General features: G+C 42.9%; 16 protein-coding genes. 3 read left to right on the forward strand and 13 right to left on the reverse strand.

What is annotated here, in order from left to right:
* Positions 1-106: 106 nt before the first annotated feature.
* The gene (locus ACFS5O_RS03720; protein WP_205724333.1) at positions 107-262 is read left to right on the forward strand and encodes a hypothetical protein; all 156 of its coding nucleotides are present in this window, start codon (positions 107-109) and stop codon (positions 260-262) included.
* Here the strand turns inward: ACFS5O_RS03720 and ACFS5O_RS03725 are convergent.
* A complete protein-coding gene (locus tag ACFS5O_RS03725) occupies positions 259-3,342 on the reverse strand; it encodes an efflux RND transporter permease subunit (protein ID WP_205724332.1) in 3,084 nt (1,027 codons plus the stop codon). The genes ACFS5O_RS03720 and ACFS5O_RS03725 overlap by 4 nt on opposite strands.
* Positions 3,343-3,435: 93 nt before the next feature.
* Here ACFS5O_RS03725 and ACFS5O_RS03730 point away from each other — a divergent pair, with 93 nt between their 5' ends.
* The gene (locus ACFS5O_RS03730) at positions 3,436-4,272 is read left to right on the forward strand and encodes a TetR/AcrR family transcriptional regulator (protein ID WP_205724331.1); all 837 of its coding nucleotides are present in this window, start codon (positions 3,436-3,438) and stop codon (positions 4,270-4,272) included.
* A 229-nt stretch (positions 4,273-4,501) separates the two neighbouring features.
* Here the strand turns inward: ACFS5O_RS03730 and gatB are convergent, their stop codons facing one another.
* The 10 genes from gatB to pcrB form a co-directional block, all read right to left on the reverse strand.
* Entirely contained in the window at positions 4,502-5,932 is a 1,431-nt protein-coding gene (gene gatB / locus ACFS5O_RS03735) for an Asp-tRNA(Asn)/Glu-tRNA(Gln) amidotransferase subunit GatB (protein ID WP_205724330.1), read from the reverse strand.
* A gap of 12 nt (positions 5,933-5,944) precedes the next feature.
* A complete protein-coding gene (gatA, locus tag ACFS5O_RS03740) occupies positions 5,945-7,402 on the reverse strand; it encodes an Asp-tRNA(Asn)/Glu-tRNA(Gln) amidotransferase subunit GatA (RefSeq protein WP_205724329.1) in 1,458 nt (485 codons plus the stop codon).
* Positions 7,403-7,417: 15 nt separating this feature from the next.
* A complete protein-coding gene (gene gatC / locus ACFS5O_RS03745; protein ID WP_205724328.1) occupies positions 7,418-7,708 on the reverse strand; it encodes an Asp-tRNA(Asn)/Glu-tRNA(Gln) amidotransferase subunit GatC in 291 nt (96 codons plus the stop codon).
* Positions 7,709-8,082: 374 nt separating this feature from the next.
* A complete protein-coding gene (locus ACFS5O_RS03750) occupies positions 8,083-8,337 on the reverse strand; it encodes a YciI family protein (RefSeq protein ID WP_066390840.1) in 255 nt (84 codons plus the stop codon).
* 315 nt (positions 8,338-8,652) lie between these two features.
* Positions 8,653-9,009 carry a DUF3905 domain-containing protein gene (locus tag ACFS5O_RS03755; protein ID WP_205724327.1) on the reverse strand — a complete coding sequence of 119 codons (357 nt, stop codon included), beginning with the start codon at positions 9,007-9,009 and terminating at the stop codon, positions 8,653-8,655.
* A 236-nt stretch (positions 9,010-9,245) separates the two neighbouring features.
* Positions 9,246-10,793 (reverse strand): L-glutamate gamma-semialdehyde dehydrogenase, encoded by a 1,548-nt coding sequence (gene pruA / locus ACFS5O_RS03760; RefSeq protein WP_197222884.1) that lies wholly within the window; start codon positions 10,791-10,793, stop codon positions 9,246-9,248.
* A gap of 528 nt (positions 10,794-11,321) precedes the next feature.
* Positions 11,322-12,533, reverse strand: a complete 1,212-nt coding sequence (locus ACFS5O_RS03765; protein WP_205724326.1) for a CamS family sex pheromone protein — start codon at positions 12,531-12,533, stop codon at positions 11,322-11,324.
* A gap of 42 nt (positions 12,534-12,575) precedes the next feature.
* The gene (gene ligA / locus ACFS5O_RS03770; RefSeq protein ID WP_205724325.1) at positions 12,576-14,582 is read right to left on the reverse strand and encodes an NAD-dependent DNA ligase LigA; all 2,007 of its coding nucleotides are present in this window, start codon (positions 14,580-14,582) and stop codon (positions 12,576-12,578) included.
* 21 nt (positions 14,583-14,603) lie between these two features.
* The gene (gene pcrA / locus ACFS5O_RS03775) at positions 14,604-16,844 is read right to left on the reverse strand and encodes a DNA helicase PcrA (RefSeq protein WP_205724490.1); all 2,241 of its coding nucleotides are present in this window, start codon (positions 16,842-16,844) and stop codon (positions 14,604-14,606) included.
* A gap of 68 nt (positions 16,845-16,912) precedes the next feature.
* Positions 16,913-17,605 carry a heptaprenylglyceryl phosphate synthase gene (pcrB, locus tag ACFS5O_RS03780; RefSeq protein WP_205724324.1) on the reverse strand — a complete coding sequence of 231 codons (693 nt, stop codon included), beginning with the start codon at positions 17,603-17,605 and terminating at the stop codon, positions 16,913-16,915.
* 154 nt (positions 17,606-17,759) lie between these two features.
* On the opposite strand from pcrB, the gene ACFS5O_RS03785 reads away from it, so the two are divergent.
* Positions 17,760-18,299, forward strand: coding sequence for a GNAT family N-acetyltransferase (locus ACFS5O_RS03785; RefSeq protein ID WP_205724323.1), 540 nt, complete (start codon positions 17,760-17,762; stop codon positions 18,297-18,299).
* Here ACFS5O_RS03785 and ACFS5O_RS03790 read toward each other — a convergent pair.
* Together ACFS5O_RS03790 and ACFS5O_RS03795 are read right to left on the reverse strand one after the other, a co-directional pair.
* Positions 18,296-18,826: an NAD(P)H-dependent oxidoreductase gene (locus ACFS5O_RS03790; protein WP_205724322.1), complete on the reverse strand. Its 531-nt coding sequence runs from the start codon at positions 18,824-18,826 to the stop codon at positions 18,296-18,298. The genes ACFS5O_RS03785 and ACFS5O_RS03790 overlap by 4 nt on opposite strands.
* Positions 18,827-19,143: 317 nt before the next feature.
* Positions 19,144-19,566 (reverse strand): MarR family winged helix-turn-helix transcriptional regulator, encoded by a 423-nt coding sequence (locus tag ACFS5O_RS03795; RefSeq protein ID WP_205724321.1) that lies wholly within the window; start codon positions 19,564-19,566, stop codon positions 19,144-19,146.
* Positions 19,567-20,033: the final 467 nt, after the last annotated feature.

Here is a 20,033-nt window from a genome sequence, read left to right on the forward strand (position 1 = left end):
CAAGCAAAAGGTGAATGGGTTTGAAGGCGCACTTTGCCTTCTTAACCATTTAACATTTGACCTCGAGGGGCTAGCCACTGCAACTAGGCAGGTGAGACACTTAAATGTGAAACGTTCAAATGTGGCTCACCGCCTGCCCCGCGGAAAGCGGACATCTGGAACGGAAATCAACTACTTTCAAAAGCAACAAAGGTTACGGAAACAGCCAAATAAAAAAGCCCTGCAAGTGACTCAACATCACTTTGCAGGGCTTTCTACTTAATTCTCTTCTACTTCTTTACGATTCTTTTTAAAGATTTTGGAGAGGACTTCATACACAATTGGCACGATGATTAGCGTCAATAGTGTAGAACTTGCTAAACCGCCGATTACGGTAACGCCAAGACCTTTAGAGATCAGCCCGCCACCGCCTGAGCCAACTGCCAACGGAATCAATGCTCCGATTGTAGCGATAGCTGTCATCAGGATCGGACGAAGACGTGTTGCTCCTGCTTCTAGGATCGCATCACGCATACTCATTCCTTCACGTTCCATGTGAATGATTCGGTCTACGAGTACGATGGCATTCGTTACAACGATGCCAATCAACATCAACAGCCCCATCATTACGGATACAGAGATGGTCTCATCTGCGATCAATAGACCGACAAATGAACCGATTACTGCAAATGGAAGCGAGAACAGGATCGCAAACGGTGCGACACCTTCACGGAAGGTTACGACAAGTATGAAATACACGATCGCGATTGCTGCAAGCATAGCAGCTCCAAGCTGTGTAAAGGTTTCGTTCATATCAGCCTGAACACCCGCCACTCCAACAGTAACTCCTTTTGGCATATCTAGTTTATCGATGTCTTTTTGGACTTCAGATGTGGCTTTGGACATATCATCGCCAATTGCCTTACCAGACACGGTAGCATAATACTCCCCTTTACTTCGGGCAAGGGTATTAAGCGTTGTTCCTTTTTCAACCGTAACAAGCTCAGATAACGGCATTGTTGTGCCAAGAGCAGTTGGTACCTGTCTTGCTAAAATATCATCGACTGACTTAGGTTGCTTCGTTTGCTCTTGCTGAACGATAACGTCTAGTGTATCTCCGTCTTTTTCGATCGTCGTTAAGACATCATCCGCTTTCATCGGATTCAGCATCATCACGATTTGACCTGTTGTTAGTCCATATTTTAGAATCTCATTTTGATCGACGTTAAACGTATGTTCGACAAACGCATCCTTCGCGCTTGAAGTAACATCCTCTAGCTGATCGTTCTTCTTCATAGATTCTTCTGCCATTTTTACGGCTTTATTGAGTTTATTCAGATCTTCACTGTAGAACGTATAGCTGACTTCATTTTCTGCTCCTGTTGAGGCAGCAAAGTTCTGACTCTTCCATTCTCCTGATTGACCAAGGTCGGCAACATCGTCTTCTATTTCATCACGCACTTCTGGGAAGTTCTCCATATCCGGATCAAAGATGAGGTACATGAGCGCTCCGCCTTCTCCTCCACCGGCCATAGCCATCATCGGATCTGCGTTATCTGAAACAGAGATTTGAACGATATCAATATCATCACGTTTTAGCATCTTCTCTTCTAGAGCTTCAACGTTTTTCAATGTTTCTTCTTTAAGCTCCCCGGCTTTCGGTGTGTATGTTAAATACATCACTTTGTCTTCTTCACTGCCCATGAAGCTGAAACCGATAATAGGCGTTAATGCTAAACTTCCTGCAAGTAAAAGAACGGCAAGGATAGAAGTGATGATTTTATGATTGAGGGATTTGTTAAGAATCCCTTTATACCAGTTCGCTAACTTACCAGTTTCTTTATGACTGCTTTCTGTCTTTTCGCTATACAGCTTCTTTTTAAACAAAAAGTGTGATAATGCTGGAACGATGGTGATGGCAACAATAAGTGACGCACCTAGCGCAAATGTCATCGTTAACGCGAAAGGCGCGAACAGTTCGCCTACCATACCACCCACAAAGATAAGCGGAGCGAAAACCGCAACCGTTACGAGTGTGGAAGAAAGGATCGGTTTGAACATCTCAATCGTTGCTTCTCGGATTAACGCACGCCCATTTAATTTTTCTTCTTTCAAATGCAGACGTCGATAAATATTTTCTACAACAACGATCGAGTCATCAATTACACGACCGATCGCAACCGTAATCGCCCCTAGTGTCATGATGTTCAACGTGATATCCATCCAGTTAAGCACCAATAACGCCATGAAGATAGAAACCGGAATAGAGATGATTGAAATGATCGTCGATTTAAAATCACGCAGGAATAAAAGGATGATCAATACGGCGATCAATCCGCCAAACAATGCTTTTTCGATCATGGTTGCCACTGAATCTTCAATCGGTTTTCCTTGGTCGAGTGACACATCAATGACAAGACCATCTACTCTTGATTTTTCTTCTTTAATCAGTTCTTTTACACCATTCACGACATCAACGGTGTTCGCTTGCTGCTCTTTTACGATTTGAATCGCGATCGCTTCATCTCCGTTCGTTCGAGAGACGGATTCCACTTTCCCTACCGTTTTAATATCCGCAATCTCACTCAGCTTTACAAACGGTGTTGGGTTTGTTGCAGAAGGTGTTACTGGTATCATCATGTTCTTCAATTCATTTGAAGTCATGAATTTTCCATCAACAGCAACTGCTTCTTCCCCTTTTTCAAACTCATACAGCCCTAATGAAACGGCCATGTTGCTTGCTTGAATCATTTCTTTTACTTTATCTTCTGTTAGATCATACTGTTTCAACTTATCTTTTTTATATGTAAGATCTACCTCTTCGATATGTTGACCCGTAATCTTAGCGGATGCCACACCATCAATTTTCTCGATCTTAGGAAGAATAATCTCTTCAACCGTTGAAGTTAATTCAACGATATCCTCTTTCGTACTACTTACACTGAGTGCAGCAACTGGCATCATGTTCATGCTGATCGCTGTCACAGTCGGCTCTTCAGCCGTTTCTGGCAATTCGACTGCATCTAGTGCAGATTGTAGCTCACGCTTTGCTTCGTCCATGTCTATACCGTATTCGTATTCCACTTGGAGATTAGACAGGTTCGAATAAGAATTTGAATAAACGGCTTTAACATCTTCAAGTCCTTCTACCGCTTTCTCGATCGGCATCGACACATCTTCCATTACTTTCTCTGGAGTAGCTCCAGGATAAACGTCCATCACCATCAAGTATGGAATTGAAACATCCGGAATCGTTTCCATATTCATGCGTGTTCCTGAATAAATACCTGAGACTGTTATAATAATGGTAAGCAGCCATACAGCTAATTTATTCATTAAGACAAAATTAACTAAACCTTTCATTCATCCACCAACCCCTAATTGACTTATCCAACTCAATTATTTATACTAATGACTGATTGGTCATTTGTCAATGAATTACTTAGGAGCGATACAATGAGTAAGAAACAATTAATTATGGAGAGTGCACTCGAACTTTTTGCACAGCAAGGGTTTGACGCCACTTCTGTACAACAGATCACAGAACATGCCGGCATCTCAAAAGGGGCTTTCTATCTATCTTTTAAATCAAAAGACGAATTGATCAACGGTCTGATCGACCACTTTATGCTGAGTCTCATCTCAGATATTGACCAAGTAGTCAAAAATCACGAAATGGATGCTAATCTTTTATACGAATTCTACCAAGCTGCGTTTCATTCATTTCAAAAGCATTCTGATTTCGCCAAGATCTTTATTAAAGAACAATCCAAAACCTTGAACGAAGAGCTTATCTCAAAGATCCATCAATACGATAAACTCATCGATAACATCATTCTAGGTATGTTAGACCGCATATATGGGGAAGAAATCTCACAGACTCGTTATGATTTAATTTATTGTGTGAAGGGCTTTATTCATACGTATTCACACCTGATCCTTTTCTTTGACGTTCCACTGGATCTTCATACATTGAGTCGCTCACTTGCAGAGAAAACAGCACTGCTCGCCAAGCATTCAGAAACGACATTTATCACAGAAGAGCTTTATCACACGATCAATGAACCATTTCATATGCATATAACGAAAGAGCAGCTCCTAGAATTGATAGAGCAAAAGATAGAGGAAGTGGAGGATTCAACGTTAAAAGAGTCATTGACCCTTCTGAAACTGCAGATGATTGAGCCAAGTCTTAGTCCTGCTATTGTAAAAGGGTTGATCTTAAACCTGAATAATCATCCTGCATGTAAGCAGATTGCTTATTTGATTCAGGATTCTCTGAATAATGATTGAAACAAAAAAATCCTCCCGTAGTAACAGGAGGATTTCTTTGTTTTAGACTTTCTTCGTTGCAAGTTGATTGAAGTGCAAGGTGCGAGACTCCTGGGGATCAGTGGGACAGGTGAGACTCTTAACAGCGCATAGCGCTAAGAGGCTCACCGCACGCCCCCCGGAAAGGGAGCACCTGAAACGGAAATCAACCATCCTCCTAATCAACAGAGCAAAACAAAACAAGTCTTATTTATCTTTTTTTCAGTTCTTCCACAATCAGCTTGTTTACAAGTGGAGGATTTGCTTTTCCTTTTGTTTCTTTCATCACTTGTCCAACCAGGAATCCGACGGCTTTTTCTTTTCCGTCTTTATAATCCGCAACAGATTGCTCGTTCGCATCAAGGATTTTAACAACGATCTCGCGGATTGCTCCTTCGTCTGAGATCTGCACGAGACCTTTTTCTTTTACGATTTTCTCTGCGTCGCCACCGTTCTCGATCAATTCTTTAAAGACCGTCTTCGCGATTTTGTTCGAGATCGTCCCGTCAGCGATCAGCTTGATCATACCAGCAAGACCTTCAGCTGTTAGAGCTGTTTGGTCTAGCTCTTTACTTTCATTGTTTAAGTAAGCACTCACTTCACCCATGATCCAGTTGGATGCTTGCTTCGCATCTGCACCAGCTGTGATTGTCGCTTCAAAGAAATCTGCCATCTCTTTTGTCATCGTCAATACTTTCGCATCATATTCAGGTAATCCGAAGTCACCCACATAACGCTTTTGACGAGCATCCGGAAGCTCTGGAATGTCTGATTTCACACGATCCATCCACTCTTCATCAATAAAAATGGACACGAGATCAGGCTCTGGGAAGTAACGATAGTCGTCAGATCCTTCTTTTACACGCATGAGGATCGTCGTTTTCGTCGCTTCATCATATCGGCGAGTCTCTTGAAGAATCTCTCCTCCAGCTGAAACCACTTCACGCTGACGCTTCTCTTCATGCTCTAACCCTTTTTGAACGAAAGCAAACGAGTTTAAGTTCTTAAGCTCCGCCTTTGTTCCGAACTTCTCTTGACCAACCGGACGAATTGAAATATTCGCGTCACAACGCAACGAACCTTCTTCCATCTTACAGTCAGATACACCTGTGTATTGAATGATCGCTTTAAGCTTTTCTAAATACGCGTAAGCTTCTTCCGGTGTACGAATATCCGGCTCAGATACGATTTCAACAAGCGGCGTTCCTTGACGGTTCAAATCGACGAGTGATCCGTCTGCCGTATGTGTCAGCTTACCTGCATCCTCTTCCATATGGATACGCGTGATGCCGATTTTCTTTTTGTTTCCGCCAACTTCGATCTCGATCCAGCCGTGTTCACCGATCGGCTTATCAAACTGTGACACCTGATAGGCTTTCGGATTGTCTGGATAAAAGTAGTTCTTGCGGTCAAATTTTGTTTCTCTATTGATTTCACAGTTAAGCGCGAGTGCTGCACGCATCGCAAAATCGACAGCTTGATGGTTCACAACAGGCAACACGCCAGGATGTCCTAAGCAGATCGGACACACATTCGTGTTTGGCGGTGCACCAAAGTTTGTAGAACAGCCGCAGAAAATCTTAGTGTTCGTTTTTAATTCCACGTGTACTTCTAATCCAATTATCGTTTCAAATTCGCTCATTTTCTGCACCCCCTACAGCTTCGGCTTTTCTGTGTGATGATCTGTTGCTTGTTCAAACGCATGTGCTACGCGATAAATCGTGCTCTCGTCAAAATGTTTACCGATGATCTGAAGTCCGATCGGCAGTCCATCTGAGAATCCACATGGTACAGAGATCGCAGGCACACCCGCTAAGTTAACCGGAATCGTTAAGATATCGTTCATGTACATCGTTAGCGGATCTTTCGTCATCGATCCACATTTAAACGATGCAGATGGCGTTGTTGGCCCGATGATCACATCGTATTTTTCAAAGATGTTCGTAAAGTCTTCTTTAATCAGCGTACGAACTTTTTGTGCTTTTTTATAATAAGCATCGTAATATCCAGAGCTTAGCGCGAACGTCCCTAGCATGATGCGGCGTTTTACTTCCTCACCAAATCCTTCGCTTCTAGATTGCTTGTACATCTCGATCAAGTTCTCGCTGTTATCTGAACGCAGTCCGTAACGTACACCATCAAAGCGTGAAAGGTTAGCAGATGCTTCAGATGATGACAGCAAGTAGTAAGTCGCAAGCGCATAACGAGAATGCGGCAGAGAAACTTCTTCCCATGTCGCTCCAAGTCCTTCAAGCACTTTTAGAGCTTCCATCACGCGCTCTTTTACGCCAGGCTCAACACCTTCACCAAGGTATTCTTTTGGAACCGCGATCTTCAGCCCTTTTACATCACCTGTAAAAGAAGCGAGGTAATCTGGGATGTCCACTTTTGCAGAAGTAGAATCCATCGGGTCGTTTCCTGCAATGGCTTGCAGTAGGTATGCATTGTCTTCAACGTTACGCGTTACAGGACCGATTTGATCCAGTGAGGACGCAAACGCGACTAAACCGTAACGAGAAACGAGTCCGTAAGTCGGCTTCAATCCAACAACACCACAGAAGGCAGCAGGCTGACGGATCGAGCCACCTGTATCAGAGCCTAGTGAGAAAAGAACTTCTCCCGCTGATACGGATGCTGCAGACGCACCGGAAGAACCTCCTGGTACACAAGAAAGATCCCACGGGTTATGAGTTGGGTGGAATCCGGAGTTCTCGTTTGATGAGCCCATCGCAAATTCATCCATGTTCAATTTTCCGATCGTGATCGTGTCCGCTTGATTCAAGCGTTCCACAACGGTCGCATCATAGATCGGTTCGAAGTTTTCTAATATGCGAGACGCACAAGTTGTACGGATCCCTTTAGTTACGATGTTATCCTTAATTCCGATCGGCATACCAAAGAGCAGTCCTCTGTCAGCACCGGAAACGAGCTTCTCATCTAATTGTTTAGCCTTAATGCGGCTGTATTCTTCATTTAGAGTTAAAAACGCCTTTACTTTACCATCTACTTGATGAATGCGGTCAAACGTCGCATCCACAATGTCAGTTACACTCAATTCTTTTGTATGTAATAATTGATGCAGTTCTGAGATCTTTTTATCTAAAATCGACATACGTGGTCTTTCCTCCTACTCCAAAATGTTCGGAACTTTAAACTGGCCATCTCTTTCTGAAGGCGCATTTTTCATCGCCTCATCCACTGATACCGAATTTTTCACTTCGTCTTTACGAAGGATATTCTTCAGTTCCAGAACGTGTGTAGTCGGCTCCACGTTATCTGTATCGAGTTCGTTCAGTTCTTCAGCAAACCCGATGATTTTATCTAATTGTTCAGTCAGCATTTCGGCTTCTTCCTCCGTAACGGCTAACCTGGCTAAATGCGCCACGTGTTTCACTTGATCTTTCGAAATTCGAGACAAGCTCGCCACCTCCAAGACTTTCTATACGAAAAGTATTATTCTGATGATAACAAAAAGCTTGCTGTATAAGCAACTTGAGGACGGAACATTCACGAAATTGAGTTATTTTTATGGGGTTTTGTGGGTTTGTTTGCGGGATGTGAACCCGTTTTACGGTACGTGTTTTTATATTTATTACACGTTCACCGGTAAATGGGTTGTTTTCACCTGTAATGGCTTTGTTTCCACCCGTATATGAGTTGTGAGCACCGCTGTGAAGCATGTGACCACCTGAAATTGCACCGCTACCACCTGAAACGCCATATAAATAGCCCTCGAAATAGAAAAAAGAATCTACTTTTACGTAGATTCCTCCGTTATTGATATTAAATGATTTAGATTCCCCACTCATGAAGTTCTAAGCGGCGCACGCCTTCTTTTACGTAAGGATCTTCTTCGGCTAATTGTTTAGCCTCGTCTAGTGACTCCGCTTTGTAAACGACCATACCGCCTGCTCCGTCCAAAAATGGTCCTTTCAAATGAACTTTATCTTGTGCCACAAGCTCTGCTAGGTAATCAAGATGTGCCTGACGGAACTCTTGATTGAGCTCTGGTTTTTCCATATGTAGTATTGCTGCGAAATATGCCATGTGTGTTACCTCCTTATTTGTTATGTTTATCTTACTACATAGTGTTGAACACCAAAAGAAAAGGCTATTTTTCTAAAAGTTTGTTGCTATCATCCTAATTTTTATCTTCTTCTATGAAAGTTGATTGGAGTGCAAGGTGGGAGACTCCTGCGGGACAAGCGGACAGGTGAGACACTTAAAAGTGAAACGTATGAATGTGGCTCACCGCCTGCCCCGCGGAAAGCGAGCACCTGGAACGGATATCAACAACTTCCAATAACAACGAAGATTGAGAAACAGCAAAAGAAAAACATTCGGTTACTTCACCGAATGCTTTTAATCTTTTCCGTAGCTCGAGTCTTTCGTGGGATGGCGAAGCATGCCTTCTTTTGGCGGTGCTTTCTTTTCGATCAGGTCTCGGTTTATGTTCGTGTTCCAGCCGATATCATTCGTCGGATGCACCCACTCTTCGCCTGCCATCACTTCTGGATCGGTGTCTGTGCTCCATTTATTCAGTGGCGAATTCTCTGAATCGTAAAAGCTGTCTCCGATCACAACACCGTGCTCGTTTACAAAAGGCGCTTCCATCTTCATTCCTGTACCTTTAAAATCAGGCGAACTGATCTGATGAGGCAACGTTTCATCCAGATCGACTTCAGGAACATTCTTCTTTGGCTCTTTATCTTTGGACATCTTCACACCTGCTTCCATATCGTTATACGATTAACTTCTCCTGAAGCAGCGTGTACAATCCATTTTTTTCTTTGCAGATTGTGTGAAGACTTATAAACTTTTTTGAGGACTTATAAAAAAATTTGAAGACTTATAAAATTTTTTCAAGACTTATAAGTTCTGTTGAAGACTTATAAATGAAAAATACCCACATAAAAAAACCCTTTCTCAGGTGAGAAAGGGGTCGATTTTAAAATTTATAGTGTTTCTGAAGTTGTTTTTGCTTGCATGTGAAGTGTTAGGTAGTCTGGGCCACCAGCTTTTGAGTCAGTACCAGACATGTTGAACCCGCCAAACGGTTGGTATCCAACGATTGCGCCTGTACATCCACGGTTGATGTAGAAGTTACCTACGTGGAACTCTTCACGTGCGCGCTCGATGTGCTCACGGTTGTTAGAAAGAAGTGCTCCTGTTAGACCGTATTCCGTGTTGTTTGCGATTTCCATCATGTGATCGAAATCACGCGCTTTACATACCGCTACAACTGGTCCGAAGATCTCTTCTTGCATCAAGCGAGCTTTTTCATCTACATCAGCAAAGATTGTAGGCTGGATGAAGTAACCTTTAGAGTCGTCGCCTTCTCCACCAGTCATCAGACGACCTTCTTCTTTTCCGATCTCGATGTATTTCATGATTTTGTTGAAAGAAGCTTGGTCGATTACTGGTCCCATGTAAGTGCCAACTTCTTCAGGGTTACCCATCGTTAATGTTTTCGTAAGAGCTACTGCTTTTTCTAAAACTTCGTCGTAAACGTCTTGGTGGATAACGGCACGAGATCCAGCAGAACATTTTTGTCCAGAGAATCCGAATGCAGAATAAACGATTGAGCTTGCTGCTAATTCAAGATCAGCATCACGGTCAACTACAACTGTGTCTTTTCCGCCCATTTCAGCGATTACACGCTTCAGCCAAATTTGACCAGGGTGTACTTTTGCTGCACGCTCATAAATACGGCAACCAACTTCACGAGAACCTGTGAACGATACGAAGCGAGTTTTCGGATGGTCTACTAGGTAGTCACCGATCTCTGCACCGCTACCAGGAACGAAGTTAAGAACGCCCGCAGGAAGTCCTGCTTCTTCCATCACTTGAACGAACATTGCTGCGATAACTGGTGTAGTGTTCGCTGGTTTCAACAACACTGTGTTACCTGTAACGAACGCTGCTGCTGCAGTACCTGCCATGATCGCAAACGGGAAGTTGAATGGAGAGATAACGATACCTACTCCAAGTGGGATATAGCTAAATTTATTAATTTCGCCTTCACGGCTTACAACTGGTTGTCCAGCTTTAAGCTTGATCGCTTGGCGTGCATAGTATTCTAAAAAGTCAATCGCTTCAGCTGTATCAGCGTCAGCTTCTTTCCATGGCTTACCTGCTTCTTTTGTAAGCATAGCGGAGAATTCATATTTACGGCGGCGGATGATCGCTGCTGCACGGAACAAGATGTTCGCGCGGTGTTCAGGATCCCACTTTTTCCAAGATTCAAAAGCTGTTAATGCAGCTTGCATCGCTTGCTCAGCATGATCTTGAGTCGCTTTGGAAACAGATCCAATCACTTCTTCTTTGTTAGCTGGATTTATAGAAACAATCTTTTCGTCTGTCGTGATCTTTTCACTGCCGATAACAAGCGGAAACTCTGTACCAAGCTTAGAGTTAATTACCTTTAACCCTGCTTCGTAAGCTTCCTTGTTTGCAGGAACTGAAAAATCCATAAATGGTTCATGACGGTATTCACGTGTCATAATAAATTCCCCTCCTATTAAAGCGTTTTCATTATTCGGTTTCCCACGTTCATTCTACATGAACATAGCGGTTTGTTCAAACAAACTGATAATAGTCAGAATTCTTTATTTTAAAGGGATGTCGTACATTTTTGTATCTTTTTTCTTTGTAGTGAATGATTAGTGAATTTTCCCTTGATTTGTTTAGAAGATTCAGGTGTTATACGAATAAATATGAGTTTTGTTCGTTTTGAAGTATATTTTTCCAAAGTCACTAAAAAGATCCTATTGAACAGGTGTCTTCAGGTGGTCGCAGTGCAATCTCAAGTGGTTACATGTATGTTAGCGGTGCTCACAACCACTTTTCAGGTGAAAACGAAGCACTTTCAGGTGGAAACAGCCCATTTAGCGGTGAACGTGTAATAAATATAAAAACACGTACCGTAAAATCGCTAACCATAATGCATTTGAGGACTGCGTCCCCAGGAACTGCTCACCTTGCACAACAAAAACCCACTAACCATAACGGTAGTGGGCTGTCAAAAATCCTTACTTACGATAAATATGCACGAACGGTTCTTCTTGTGTAGTTTCGTCTTTTACGATGAGTGCCTCTGGCTGATCAACAGCTGAACCGATGTATACTTCGATCGGTACATTCGGAAGCTCGCCTAGTGCGGACGTTGCTACGAACTGGGTAAAGGAGATGATTTCTGCTTTACCGCGGAACTGAACCGGAATCTCAATCGTCAATCGTTCAAGGTTACCGTCTTTATAGTAGCCTTTTCCGATCACACCGATATAGTTAGGGAAATACTCCTGAACCTTAGATTTAAAGGTCGTGAACTTTTCATAGTCACTTCGTTTCTTTTTCGATGCAGCGTCAGATGGGAACAGCACATAATCTTCATCTACATCTTCCCATGAACTTACCGAGTTGCTTCCTTTTTTCACAACGCCTGAAGCGAAGAAGTTTCCGGGTGTTACAGAATCACGTTCTTCTTCTTGATAGAGAGCAAATACGATCGGCACATCTTTCAGCTTTGGATCTGTGCGCAAACGGCTTGCCACTTGTCCAGCTATTTTCTGTGCTTCTTGTTTCACTTTTTCACGCTCAAGCTTAACTTCACCAGGATAGATCAAGCCTTGTTGGTTAACATCATAGTAATACGTAGAGTTAAAGGATAACCCGACTACTACACCGCCAAGCTTTACTTTTCCATCACCGCTCTGAACGAGATAGTTGTGTTCAAGAACATAAGAGAGATACTTAGGGTTGTTCTTGTTTGCTTCTAGCATCTTATTTTTGTATTCTGGGTCACCTTCGTCTACTTTTACACCAAGCTTCGGATTCAACCCTGTTTGATCTAGCTTGCTTTTACTTTTTCCAGGCTCTTCGTCTGCTCTTTTTAACCAGTTTGTAACCGTAGGCTCATTTAAGAACTGTCCTTCTTGGAAAAAGTACTTGTCTGTACTGAATGTGTCTTGAGCGATGCGCATTAAGCCCATCTCAAACTCATTGATATCAAGCCGATTATCAACACCATAACGGATTACACCACGAGCTCCACCTGGTTCGAACGGAAAAATACTACGATAGTACTTTTCACCCGTGTTAATCTCGCCTGTTATAATCGCTTTTTCATCTTTTTTGCCCTTTTCTTGCACGATCTTTTCTTCTTTTTCCAGCTCATCGCCACCCCAGCAGCCGGTCAAAAGCAGTAAAGTACTTAAGAAAAGGAGCCCAACCCGTTTCATCATCACGGACACTCCTCTAGTATTGTTGGTTAGCTCTCGCCAATCTTATTTGTTAAGCTCGTCCACCAATTTTTGCTCATCCCAAATCTCAATGCCCAGCGTCTTCGCTTTATCAAGCTTAGATCCTGCATCTTCTCCTGCGATTAGCATATCTGTATTCTTACTCACGCTTCCAGTCACTTTCGCTCCTAGGCGTTCTAATTTTTCTTTTGCATCATTACGAGTCAGAATCGAAAGTTTGCCTGTTAACACCACGGTTTTCCCCGCAAACGGAGTATCAAGATCTTCCACCTTTACAAGCTTTGGACCTTTGTATTCCATGTTCATGCCCAGAGCCTTCAATTCTGCTACGAGCTCGTGCACTTCGGGCTTTGAAAAATAAAGCAGGATAGAGTCAGCCATCTTTTCACCGATCTCTTCTACAGCTAACAGCTCTTCTTTAGAAGCACTCATCAAACCATCCATCGATTCAAAGCGCTGCGCAATCGTCTTCGCCGCTTTCGCTCCAACATGACGTATACCTAGCCCAAACAGCAGACGCTCTAAAGAATTTTCTTTCGACTTTTCAATCGCTGCAAGCAGATTATCTACTGATTTTTCACCCATACGCTCTAATTCTAACAGTTTCTCGCGCTCTAGCTTAAACAAATCGGCAAAGTTTTGTATTAATTTTTCCTTGAATAGCTGTGCGACTACTTTTTCACCAAGTCCATCAATGTTCATGGCGTTTCGAGAAACAAAGTGAATGAATCCTTCTCGAATCTGTGCCGGGCATTGTGGGTTCAAACACCTTAAAGCCACTTCCCCGTCCAAACGCTCTAGCTTGCTGTCGCACTCCGGGCATTCGGTAGGCATATTAAAATCGATCTCATCACCAGTTCGGCGCTCCGTGATAACATTCACGACTTCCGGAATGATATCACCCGCTTTTTTTACCACTACATAATCACCGAGCTTGATGTCTTTTTCGCGGATCAAGTCTTCATTATGTAACGAAGCACGCTTTACAGTCGTTCCTGCGACTAAAACAGGCTGCAGCAAGGCAGTTGGTGTAACGACTCCCGTACGGCCAACGTTCAACTCGATGCCTTCAAGCTTTGTAACAACCTCTTCAGCAGGGAACTTATACGCAATCGCCCAACGCGGGTTCTTCGCCGTGAATCCTAGTTCCTCTTGTTGATAGAGTGAGTTTACCTTAATTACAATTCCGTCGATCTCATATGGAAGGTCTGGACGCTTCTCCTGCCAGCTGTTCACATATTCAATAACTTCTTCAATGTTCGCGCACTTCTTCCACTCTGGGTTCGTCTTAAAACCTAAATGGCTTAAGTACGTTAAGCTTTCGTCATGCGAATCAACGGAATGTCCTTCAAGCTTTCCTACCCCATAAAGAAAAATATCGAGATTACGACTGGCTGCAATCTTCGGATCAAGCTGACGTAAAGATCCAGCTGCTGCATTCCGTGGATTCGCAAAAAGTTCTTGTCCTTCTTCTTCTCGATGTGCGTTCAGCTTTTGAAAAGATTTTTTCGGCATGAACGCCTCGCCTCGTACTTCAAGCATCACATCTTCTTTTAATTTGAATGGAATAGAACGGATCGTTTTTAAATTATTCGTTATATCCTCACCGATTGTGCCGTCACCACGTGTAGCGCCACGAACAAAACGACCATCTTGATACGTAAGGGATACAGCTAGACCGTCGATTTTAAGTTCAGCTACATATGTTACATTCGAACCTACGCCATCTCTCACACGGCGGTCAAAATCTCGCAGATCCTGATCATTGAAAGCATTGCCTAGACTCAGCATCGGTACAGTATGTTCTACTTTTTCAAAAAAGTCCAAAACAGCACCGCCTACACGTGAAGTAGGCGAGTGCTCGTCATGAAGTTCTGGATGATTGTTTTCAAGTTCGATCAGCTCTTTCATGAGCTGATCATATTCAGCATCAGGTACAGACGGCTTGTCTAGTACGTGATATTCGTAATTATATTTTTCTAGCATTTCCCGGAGTTCCAGGATGCGTTCCTTCGCTTGTTCTTCGTTCAACCCGTTCCACTCCTTCTTTTCTTACGCTTTTTCAATCGGGGCAAATTTAGCAAGCAGTCTTTTCACACCTACAGGCTGTGGAAACGCGATGTCGAGTTCCATAGAATCTCCTGAACCACGCATGCTTACAACGGTTCCTGTTTCCCATTTACGGTGCTTGACTTTGTCGCCTACTCTCCATTCCAGTTTCTCCCCACCAGAAGATTGATAGACAGGTGTAACCATTTTCTTTTTCGGTGCCATGAACGATGGCGTAGCTCCTCCACCTGAACGAGCACTTGCTCCCCACGGAACAGATGGTTTTTCTTTTACTTCTGTCTCGATAAGATCTTCAGGAATCTCAGCGATAAAACGAGATTCCGGATTTGTCGTCGTACGTCCATACAAGGTACGCATTCTAGCATTCGTTAAGAATAACTCTTCTTCCGCACGCGTAATCCCAACATATGCGAGACGACGTTCTTCTTCCATCTCATTCTCTTCAAAAAGAGCACGGCTATGCGGGAATACCCCTTCTTCAAGACCCATTAAAAAGACCATCGGAAACTCCAGACCTTTTGCAGAGTGAAGCGTCATCAGAACGACAGATTCATTCGGCTTATCATCTGCTGCATCTTCATCGAGCTTATCAATATCTGCAACTAGTGCAAGATCAGTTAAGAACGCGATCAATGATTTATCATCTTGTTTCTTTTCAAAGTCTTGCGTAACAGAAATAAACTCGTCGATATTCTCTAAACGGCTTTGTGCTTCAATCGTTTTCTCTGCTTTTAAAGCATCACGGTAGCCTGTCTTGCTAAGAACTTCTTCTGTTAGTTCGGTCACAGAAAGAAATTCCTGCTGACGCGTCCAGTTCGTAACAAACTCTGAGAACTCTCTTAAAGCATTCGTTGCACGTGCGCTAAGACCAATCTGCTCTACTTCTTGAAGCGCTTGATACATAGAGAGATCATTGTTTGTTGCATACTGTGCGACTTTATCCATAGAAGACGCACCAATCCCGCGTTTCGGAACGTTTACGATACGCTGTAGAGAAATATCATCGTCTGGATTCGAAATCAAGCGAAGGTACGCTAGGATGTCTTTGATTTCTTTTCTGTCATAGAACTTTGTCCCGCCGACAATATTGTACGGAATGTTCGATTTGATCAAAACTTCCTCAATCACACGTGATTGCGCATTCGTGCGATACAGGATCGCGATGTCATTATACGAACGTTTTCCGGATGATACGGCTTCACGAATCTTACCTGTTACGTAATAGCTCTCACCTTGCTCATCATCGCCTTGGTAGTACGTGATGCTAGCGCCGTCCGTATTATCTGTCCAAAGATTCTTTGGCTTACGGTTCATGTTATTTTCGATTACTTTATTGGCTGCTTGAAGAATCTTTTTCGTAGAACGATAGTTTTGCTCTAATAGGATAACTTCAGCATCGTTATAATCTTTTTCAAACGATAGAATGTTCGCGATATCTGCGCCACGCCAGCCATAGATCGACTGATCAGAGTCTCCTACCACACAAAGGTTGCGGAAACGATCCGCTAGCATCTTCACGAGCATATACTGCGCTCTGTTCGTATCTTGATACTCATCAACATGAATATATTGAAACTTACGTTGATAGAACTCGAGCACTTCAGGGACTTTTGCGAAAAGCTGGATTGTTGTCATGATCAGATCATCAAAATCTAACGCCTGGTTCTTGCGAAGTCGCTTTTCATAGCCTTCATAAACTTCTTGAACAACACCTTCAAAGTGCCCGTTCGCCACTTTTGCAAAATCTGCTGCTGTTTTTAGTTCGTTCTTTAAAGACGAGATCGCGCTTAAAATTCCACGAGGTTCGTATTTTTTTGGATCATAGTTCAAATCTTTCAATACGGCTTTTACAACTGATAATTGATCTGTCGCATCTAAGATCGTAAAGTTACGGTTAATTCCGATTCGATCGATATCACGACGCAAGATGCGTACGCACATGGAGTGGAACGTAGAGATCCAAATCTCTTCTGCTACTGGTCCTGTAATCTTTGCGACCCTTTCCTTCATCTCTCGTGCTGCTTTATTTGTAAACGTGATCGCTAGGATGTTCCATGGTGCCACTTCTTTTTCCATCATTAAGTAAGCGATACGGTGAGTTAACACTCTCGTCTTACCGCTCCCCGCTCCAGCCATCAACAACAACGGCCCATCTGTATGTTTTACTGCTGCTTTCTGCTCAGGATTTAGTCCTGATAATAGCTTTTCAATCATTTGATGCATACTCATTCTTCATTCACCGCCCGAACATATATTCTTATTTTTTATTCTCACTCATTTTTGAGATTTTATCAACTTTTACCCTTAACCGCTTCAACGGTTTCAATAGCAGCTTTTAAGTCGTCATAAATAACGTTCCCGACAACAACTGTATCCGCGAACTCTGCCATCTCTTTCGCTTGTTCTCCCGAATGAATGCCGCCTCCATAATAGAGGATCGTGTTTTCAAGCACGTTTTTTACTTGGCGAACGATATCAACATCACCATAAGTGCCGCTGTATTCCAAGTAAAAGATCGGAAGCTTAAACATTTTTTCGGCCAAGCGGGCATATGCTACAACATCATCTGCTGAGAGATCTGTTTCGGCACTCGACCGTTTTGCAGCCTCACAACCTGAATTTAAGATGCAATATCCTTCGGTAAGAATCTCGTCCCAGTTCATGATGTCACCAAATTCTTTTAATGCTTCTGTATGAAGCCCTGTAATGAAATTAGCATCCTTCGCATTTAACACGGTAGGAATATAGTAAAAATCGAATCCTGGTGTAAGTGATTCGATATTAGATACTTCAAGCACACAAGGAACCGCATATCTGCGGATGCGTGACATAAGGTCTAACGTATTATCAAGCGTTATGCCACTAGATCCCCCAACGATAACAGCGTCCGTTCCGCTCTCACAGATCTTTTCCAGGTCACTGTCACTGATCTCTTTATCTGGGTCTAGCTTAAACACATGCTTCCATTTTCGATAATCAAACATTGTGTTCTTCCTTTCATGTTTAGAAACACCCGTGCCTGCTATTTTAACAAGCCAGTTCTGTACTTCTGCATTATAACAAAAATAAGGTTCTCACTCTATGATTCATCATGTGGAAAGATTGTGAAGTTCATACTGCTTTTTGGGAGGAATAGCTATGCTTATGTGGCATATTGACGACGATATCATGCTAAAACAAGCAGACGTTAAAGAATCCGATAACATCTATAGATTGTTAGAAAATTCACGTCATTATCTTGGACCGTGGATTAGCTGGGTCGATTATACCCAATCTAGCGGTGAGATGCGGCAGTTTATTAAAACGGTGAACAAAAAGATGAAAGAACAAACAGACGTTGTTCTTTTTATATGGTATCGCGGACAAGTAGCAGGATCTGTTGCTCTATATGATATTAAGTGGCACAACCAGTCAGGTATGCTTGGCTATTGGGTAGGATCCGGATTCGAAGGGCATGGAATCGCACAGCGAGCGGTAAAAGGAATGCTTATGTATGCTTATTACACGCTGATGCTCAATCGCGTGGAGCTGCGTGCTGCGGTTCAAAACGAAAAAAGCATCAAGCTCGCCCGCCGACTTGGCTTCCAAGCAGAAGGCGTTGTCAGACAGGCAGAATGGATACGCGGAAACTGCCGCGACCAAGTCCAGATGAGCTTGATGAAGAATGAATTTCATTAAATTTCAGGATTCAAAACGTATGAGATATAATTCTGCGCGCTTTGTTCAACAGCTTCCTCTGACGCGCGAATTGCACTGTGGAAGACGAACGGCGTGATATAACGTGTTCCGATTAAATTAGATGTCGCTTGGAACGGACGCAACAATTCACTGATCGTATAGTGGTTGTAACCGCCAGCTTGATAAGAGAAGTCTGGTCCGCCCGTTGAAATCGCAAGTACTAACTCTTTTCCATGAAGTGCATCGCCACCTGGCCCGTAAGCCCAACCGAACGCTAGCACTCTATCTTGCCATTCTTTTAATAGCGAGGGTGAACTGTACCAGTAGAACGGGAATTGAAGAACGATTCGATCGTGCTGCAACAACATACGCTGTTCTTCCTCAACGTTCACTTTACCGTCTGGATACAGATCGTAAAGTTTTCGAACCGTAACGTGTTCTTGTTTTTCTATTTCTTCTGCCCATCTTTTATTTACTGTAGAGTTTTGTAGATTCGGATGTGCGATAATGACGAGTGTTTTTTTCATTGATAGATCTCCTTTTTATTAGGCTCTTTTTCGTGTACATATACAGGGGTGCTTTTGAAAGTAGTTGATCTCCGCTCCAGGTTGCTCGCTTTCCGCGGGGCAGGCGGTGAGCCACATTCGTACGTTTCACTCTTAAGTGTCTCACCTGCCGGCCTGTCCCACAGGAGTCTCGCACCTTGCGCTACAATCCACTTGCAATGGGGGAGATATAAAAAATTTAAAAGCAACATATCCTGCAGAAAAGAGCCTTATATTAATAATTTAGTGATATTAACATTTGCTTGTACAAACAACTTAAACGATAAAGAAGAGAGCTCTTATGACTCGAGCTGTCCTGCTGCTAGATGTGTGGCTTTTGTGAGTGCTTTTCCTTCTTCTTCTCCTAAAAGATCGGAGTACGTTCGGTATAGATCTTTCCAAGCTTTTTCGAGATCTGTTTGAATATCAGTGCCCGCTTGTGTCGGATGGATGTGCGACATCTTTCCTTGGACCTTACGCTCTGCAAGTCCCTTTACAACAAGCTTGTCCACAAACCTTGTAATCGTACTTGGTGTCATGTGAAGTTCTTCTGCCAATTCCGATTGAGAGATTCCAGGTTTGTTGCTCACGAGCATCATCATAAAGCCATGAGTAGGCGTAATTCCCGTTGGTCTAAACGATTCCTCAGCCATTTTGGAAATAACGCGAGAAAGTTTGTTTACCGTGAAATATAAGCAGTTTTCTAAATACTTTTCGGGCATTTCAGCACCTCTTTGGCATCATTAATGTTGTTTGTACATACAAATATAAATGGTGATGGTGTTTCTGTCAATATTTTGCGTATATACTGGCGCTTGGCTGCCGCCAAGCTTACATTTTAGTGTTTTACAAAGTGGTAAAACTACCGTGCTGAGTTCTAATCCTAAAGTTTTTGCTCTTAATCCACAAGTTTGGGTGCTCAATCCACGAGTTTTAGCGTTGAATCCAAAAGTTTTTACAGTTTATCCACGAGTCTACAATCCTCGACATTTTTCGACGAGCTATCAACAAACTAATACCTCTCCCGCTACACAACCTTCACAAAACAAAAAACCCACCACTCAGTAGACTGACATAGTCAATTGGGACATTAATAAAACACCTGTTAGGCTGCCATACTCCCCATTTCAATAGGGGTGTGGTAGCCTAATTTTTCTTGAATTCGCTCCTCATTGTAATACTTCATGTA

Source organism: Fictibacillus nanhaiensis (genome assembly GCF_042686385.1).
Lineage (GTDB): Bacteria > Bacillota > Bacilli > Bacillales > Fictibacillaceae > Fictibacillus > Fictibacillus nanhaiensis.

Bases quoted from the DNA above. Each gene is read 5' to 3' on its own strand.
- ACFS5O_RS03725 (WP_205724332.1), bottom strand. From the start codon at position 3,342: ATGAAAGGTTTAGTTAATTTTGTCTTAATGAATAAATTAGCTGTATGG.
- ACFS5O_RS03730 (WP_205724331.1), top strand. From the start codon at position 3,436: ATGAGTAAGAAACAATTAATTATGGAGAGTGCACTCGAACTTTTTGCA.
- gatB (WP_205724330.1), bottom strand. From the start codon at position 5,932: ATGAGCGAATTTGAAACGATAATTGGATTAGAAGTACACGTGGAATTA.
- gatA (WP_205724329.1), bottom strand. From the start codon at position 7,402: ATGTCGATTTTAGATAAAAAGATCTCAGAACTGCATCAATTATTACAT.
- ACFS5O_RS03750 (WP_066390840.1), bottom strand. From the start codon at position 8,337: ATGGCATATTTCGCAGCAATACTACATATGGAAAAACCAGAGCTCAAT.
- ACFS5O_RS03755 (WP_205724327.1), bottom strand. From the start codon at position 9,009: ATGTCCAAAGATAAAGAGCCAAAGAAGAATGTTCCTGAAGTCGATCTG.
- pruA (WP_197222884.1), bottom strand. From the start codon at position 10,793: ATGACACGTGAATACCGTCATGAACCATTTATGGATTTTTCAGTTCCT.
- ACFS5O_RS03765 (WP_205724326.1), bottom strand. From the start codon at position 12,533: ATGATGAAACGGGTTGGGCTCCTTTTCTTAAGTACTTTACTGCTTTTG.
- pcrA (WP_205724490.1), bottom strand. From the start codon at position 16,844: ATGCATCAAATGATTGAAAAGCTATTATCAGGACTAAATCCTGAGCAG.
- pcrB (WP_205724324.1), bottom strand. From the start codon at position 17,605: ATGTTTGATTATCGAAAATGGAAGCATGTGTTTAAGCTAGACCCAGAT.
- ACFS5O_RS03785 (WP_205724323.1), top strand. From the start codon at position 17,760: ATGCTTATGTGGCATATTGACGACGATATCATGCTAAAACAAGCAGAC.
- ACFS5O_RS03790 (WP_205724322.1), bottom strand. From the start codon at position 18,826: ATGAAAAAAACACTCGTCATTATCGCACATCCGAATCTACAAAACTCT.
- ACFS5O_RS03795 (WP_205724321.1), bottom strand. From the start codon at position 19,566: ATGCCCGAAAAGTATTTAGAAAACTGCTTATATTTCACGGTAAACAAA.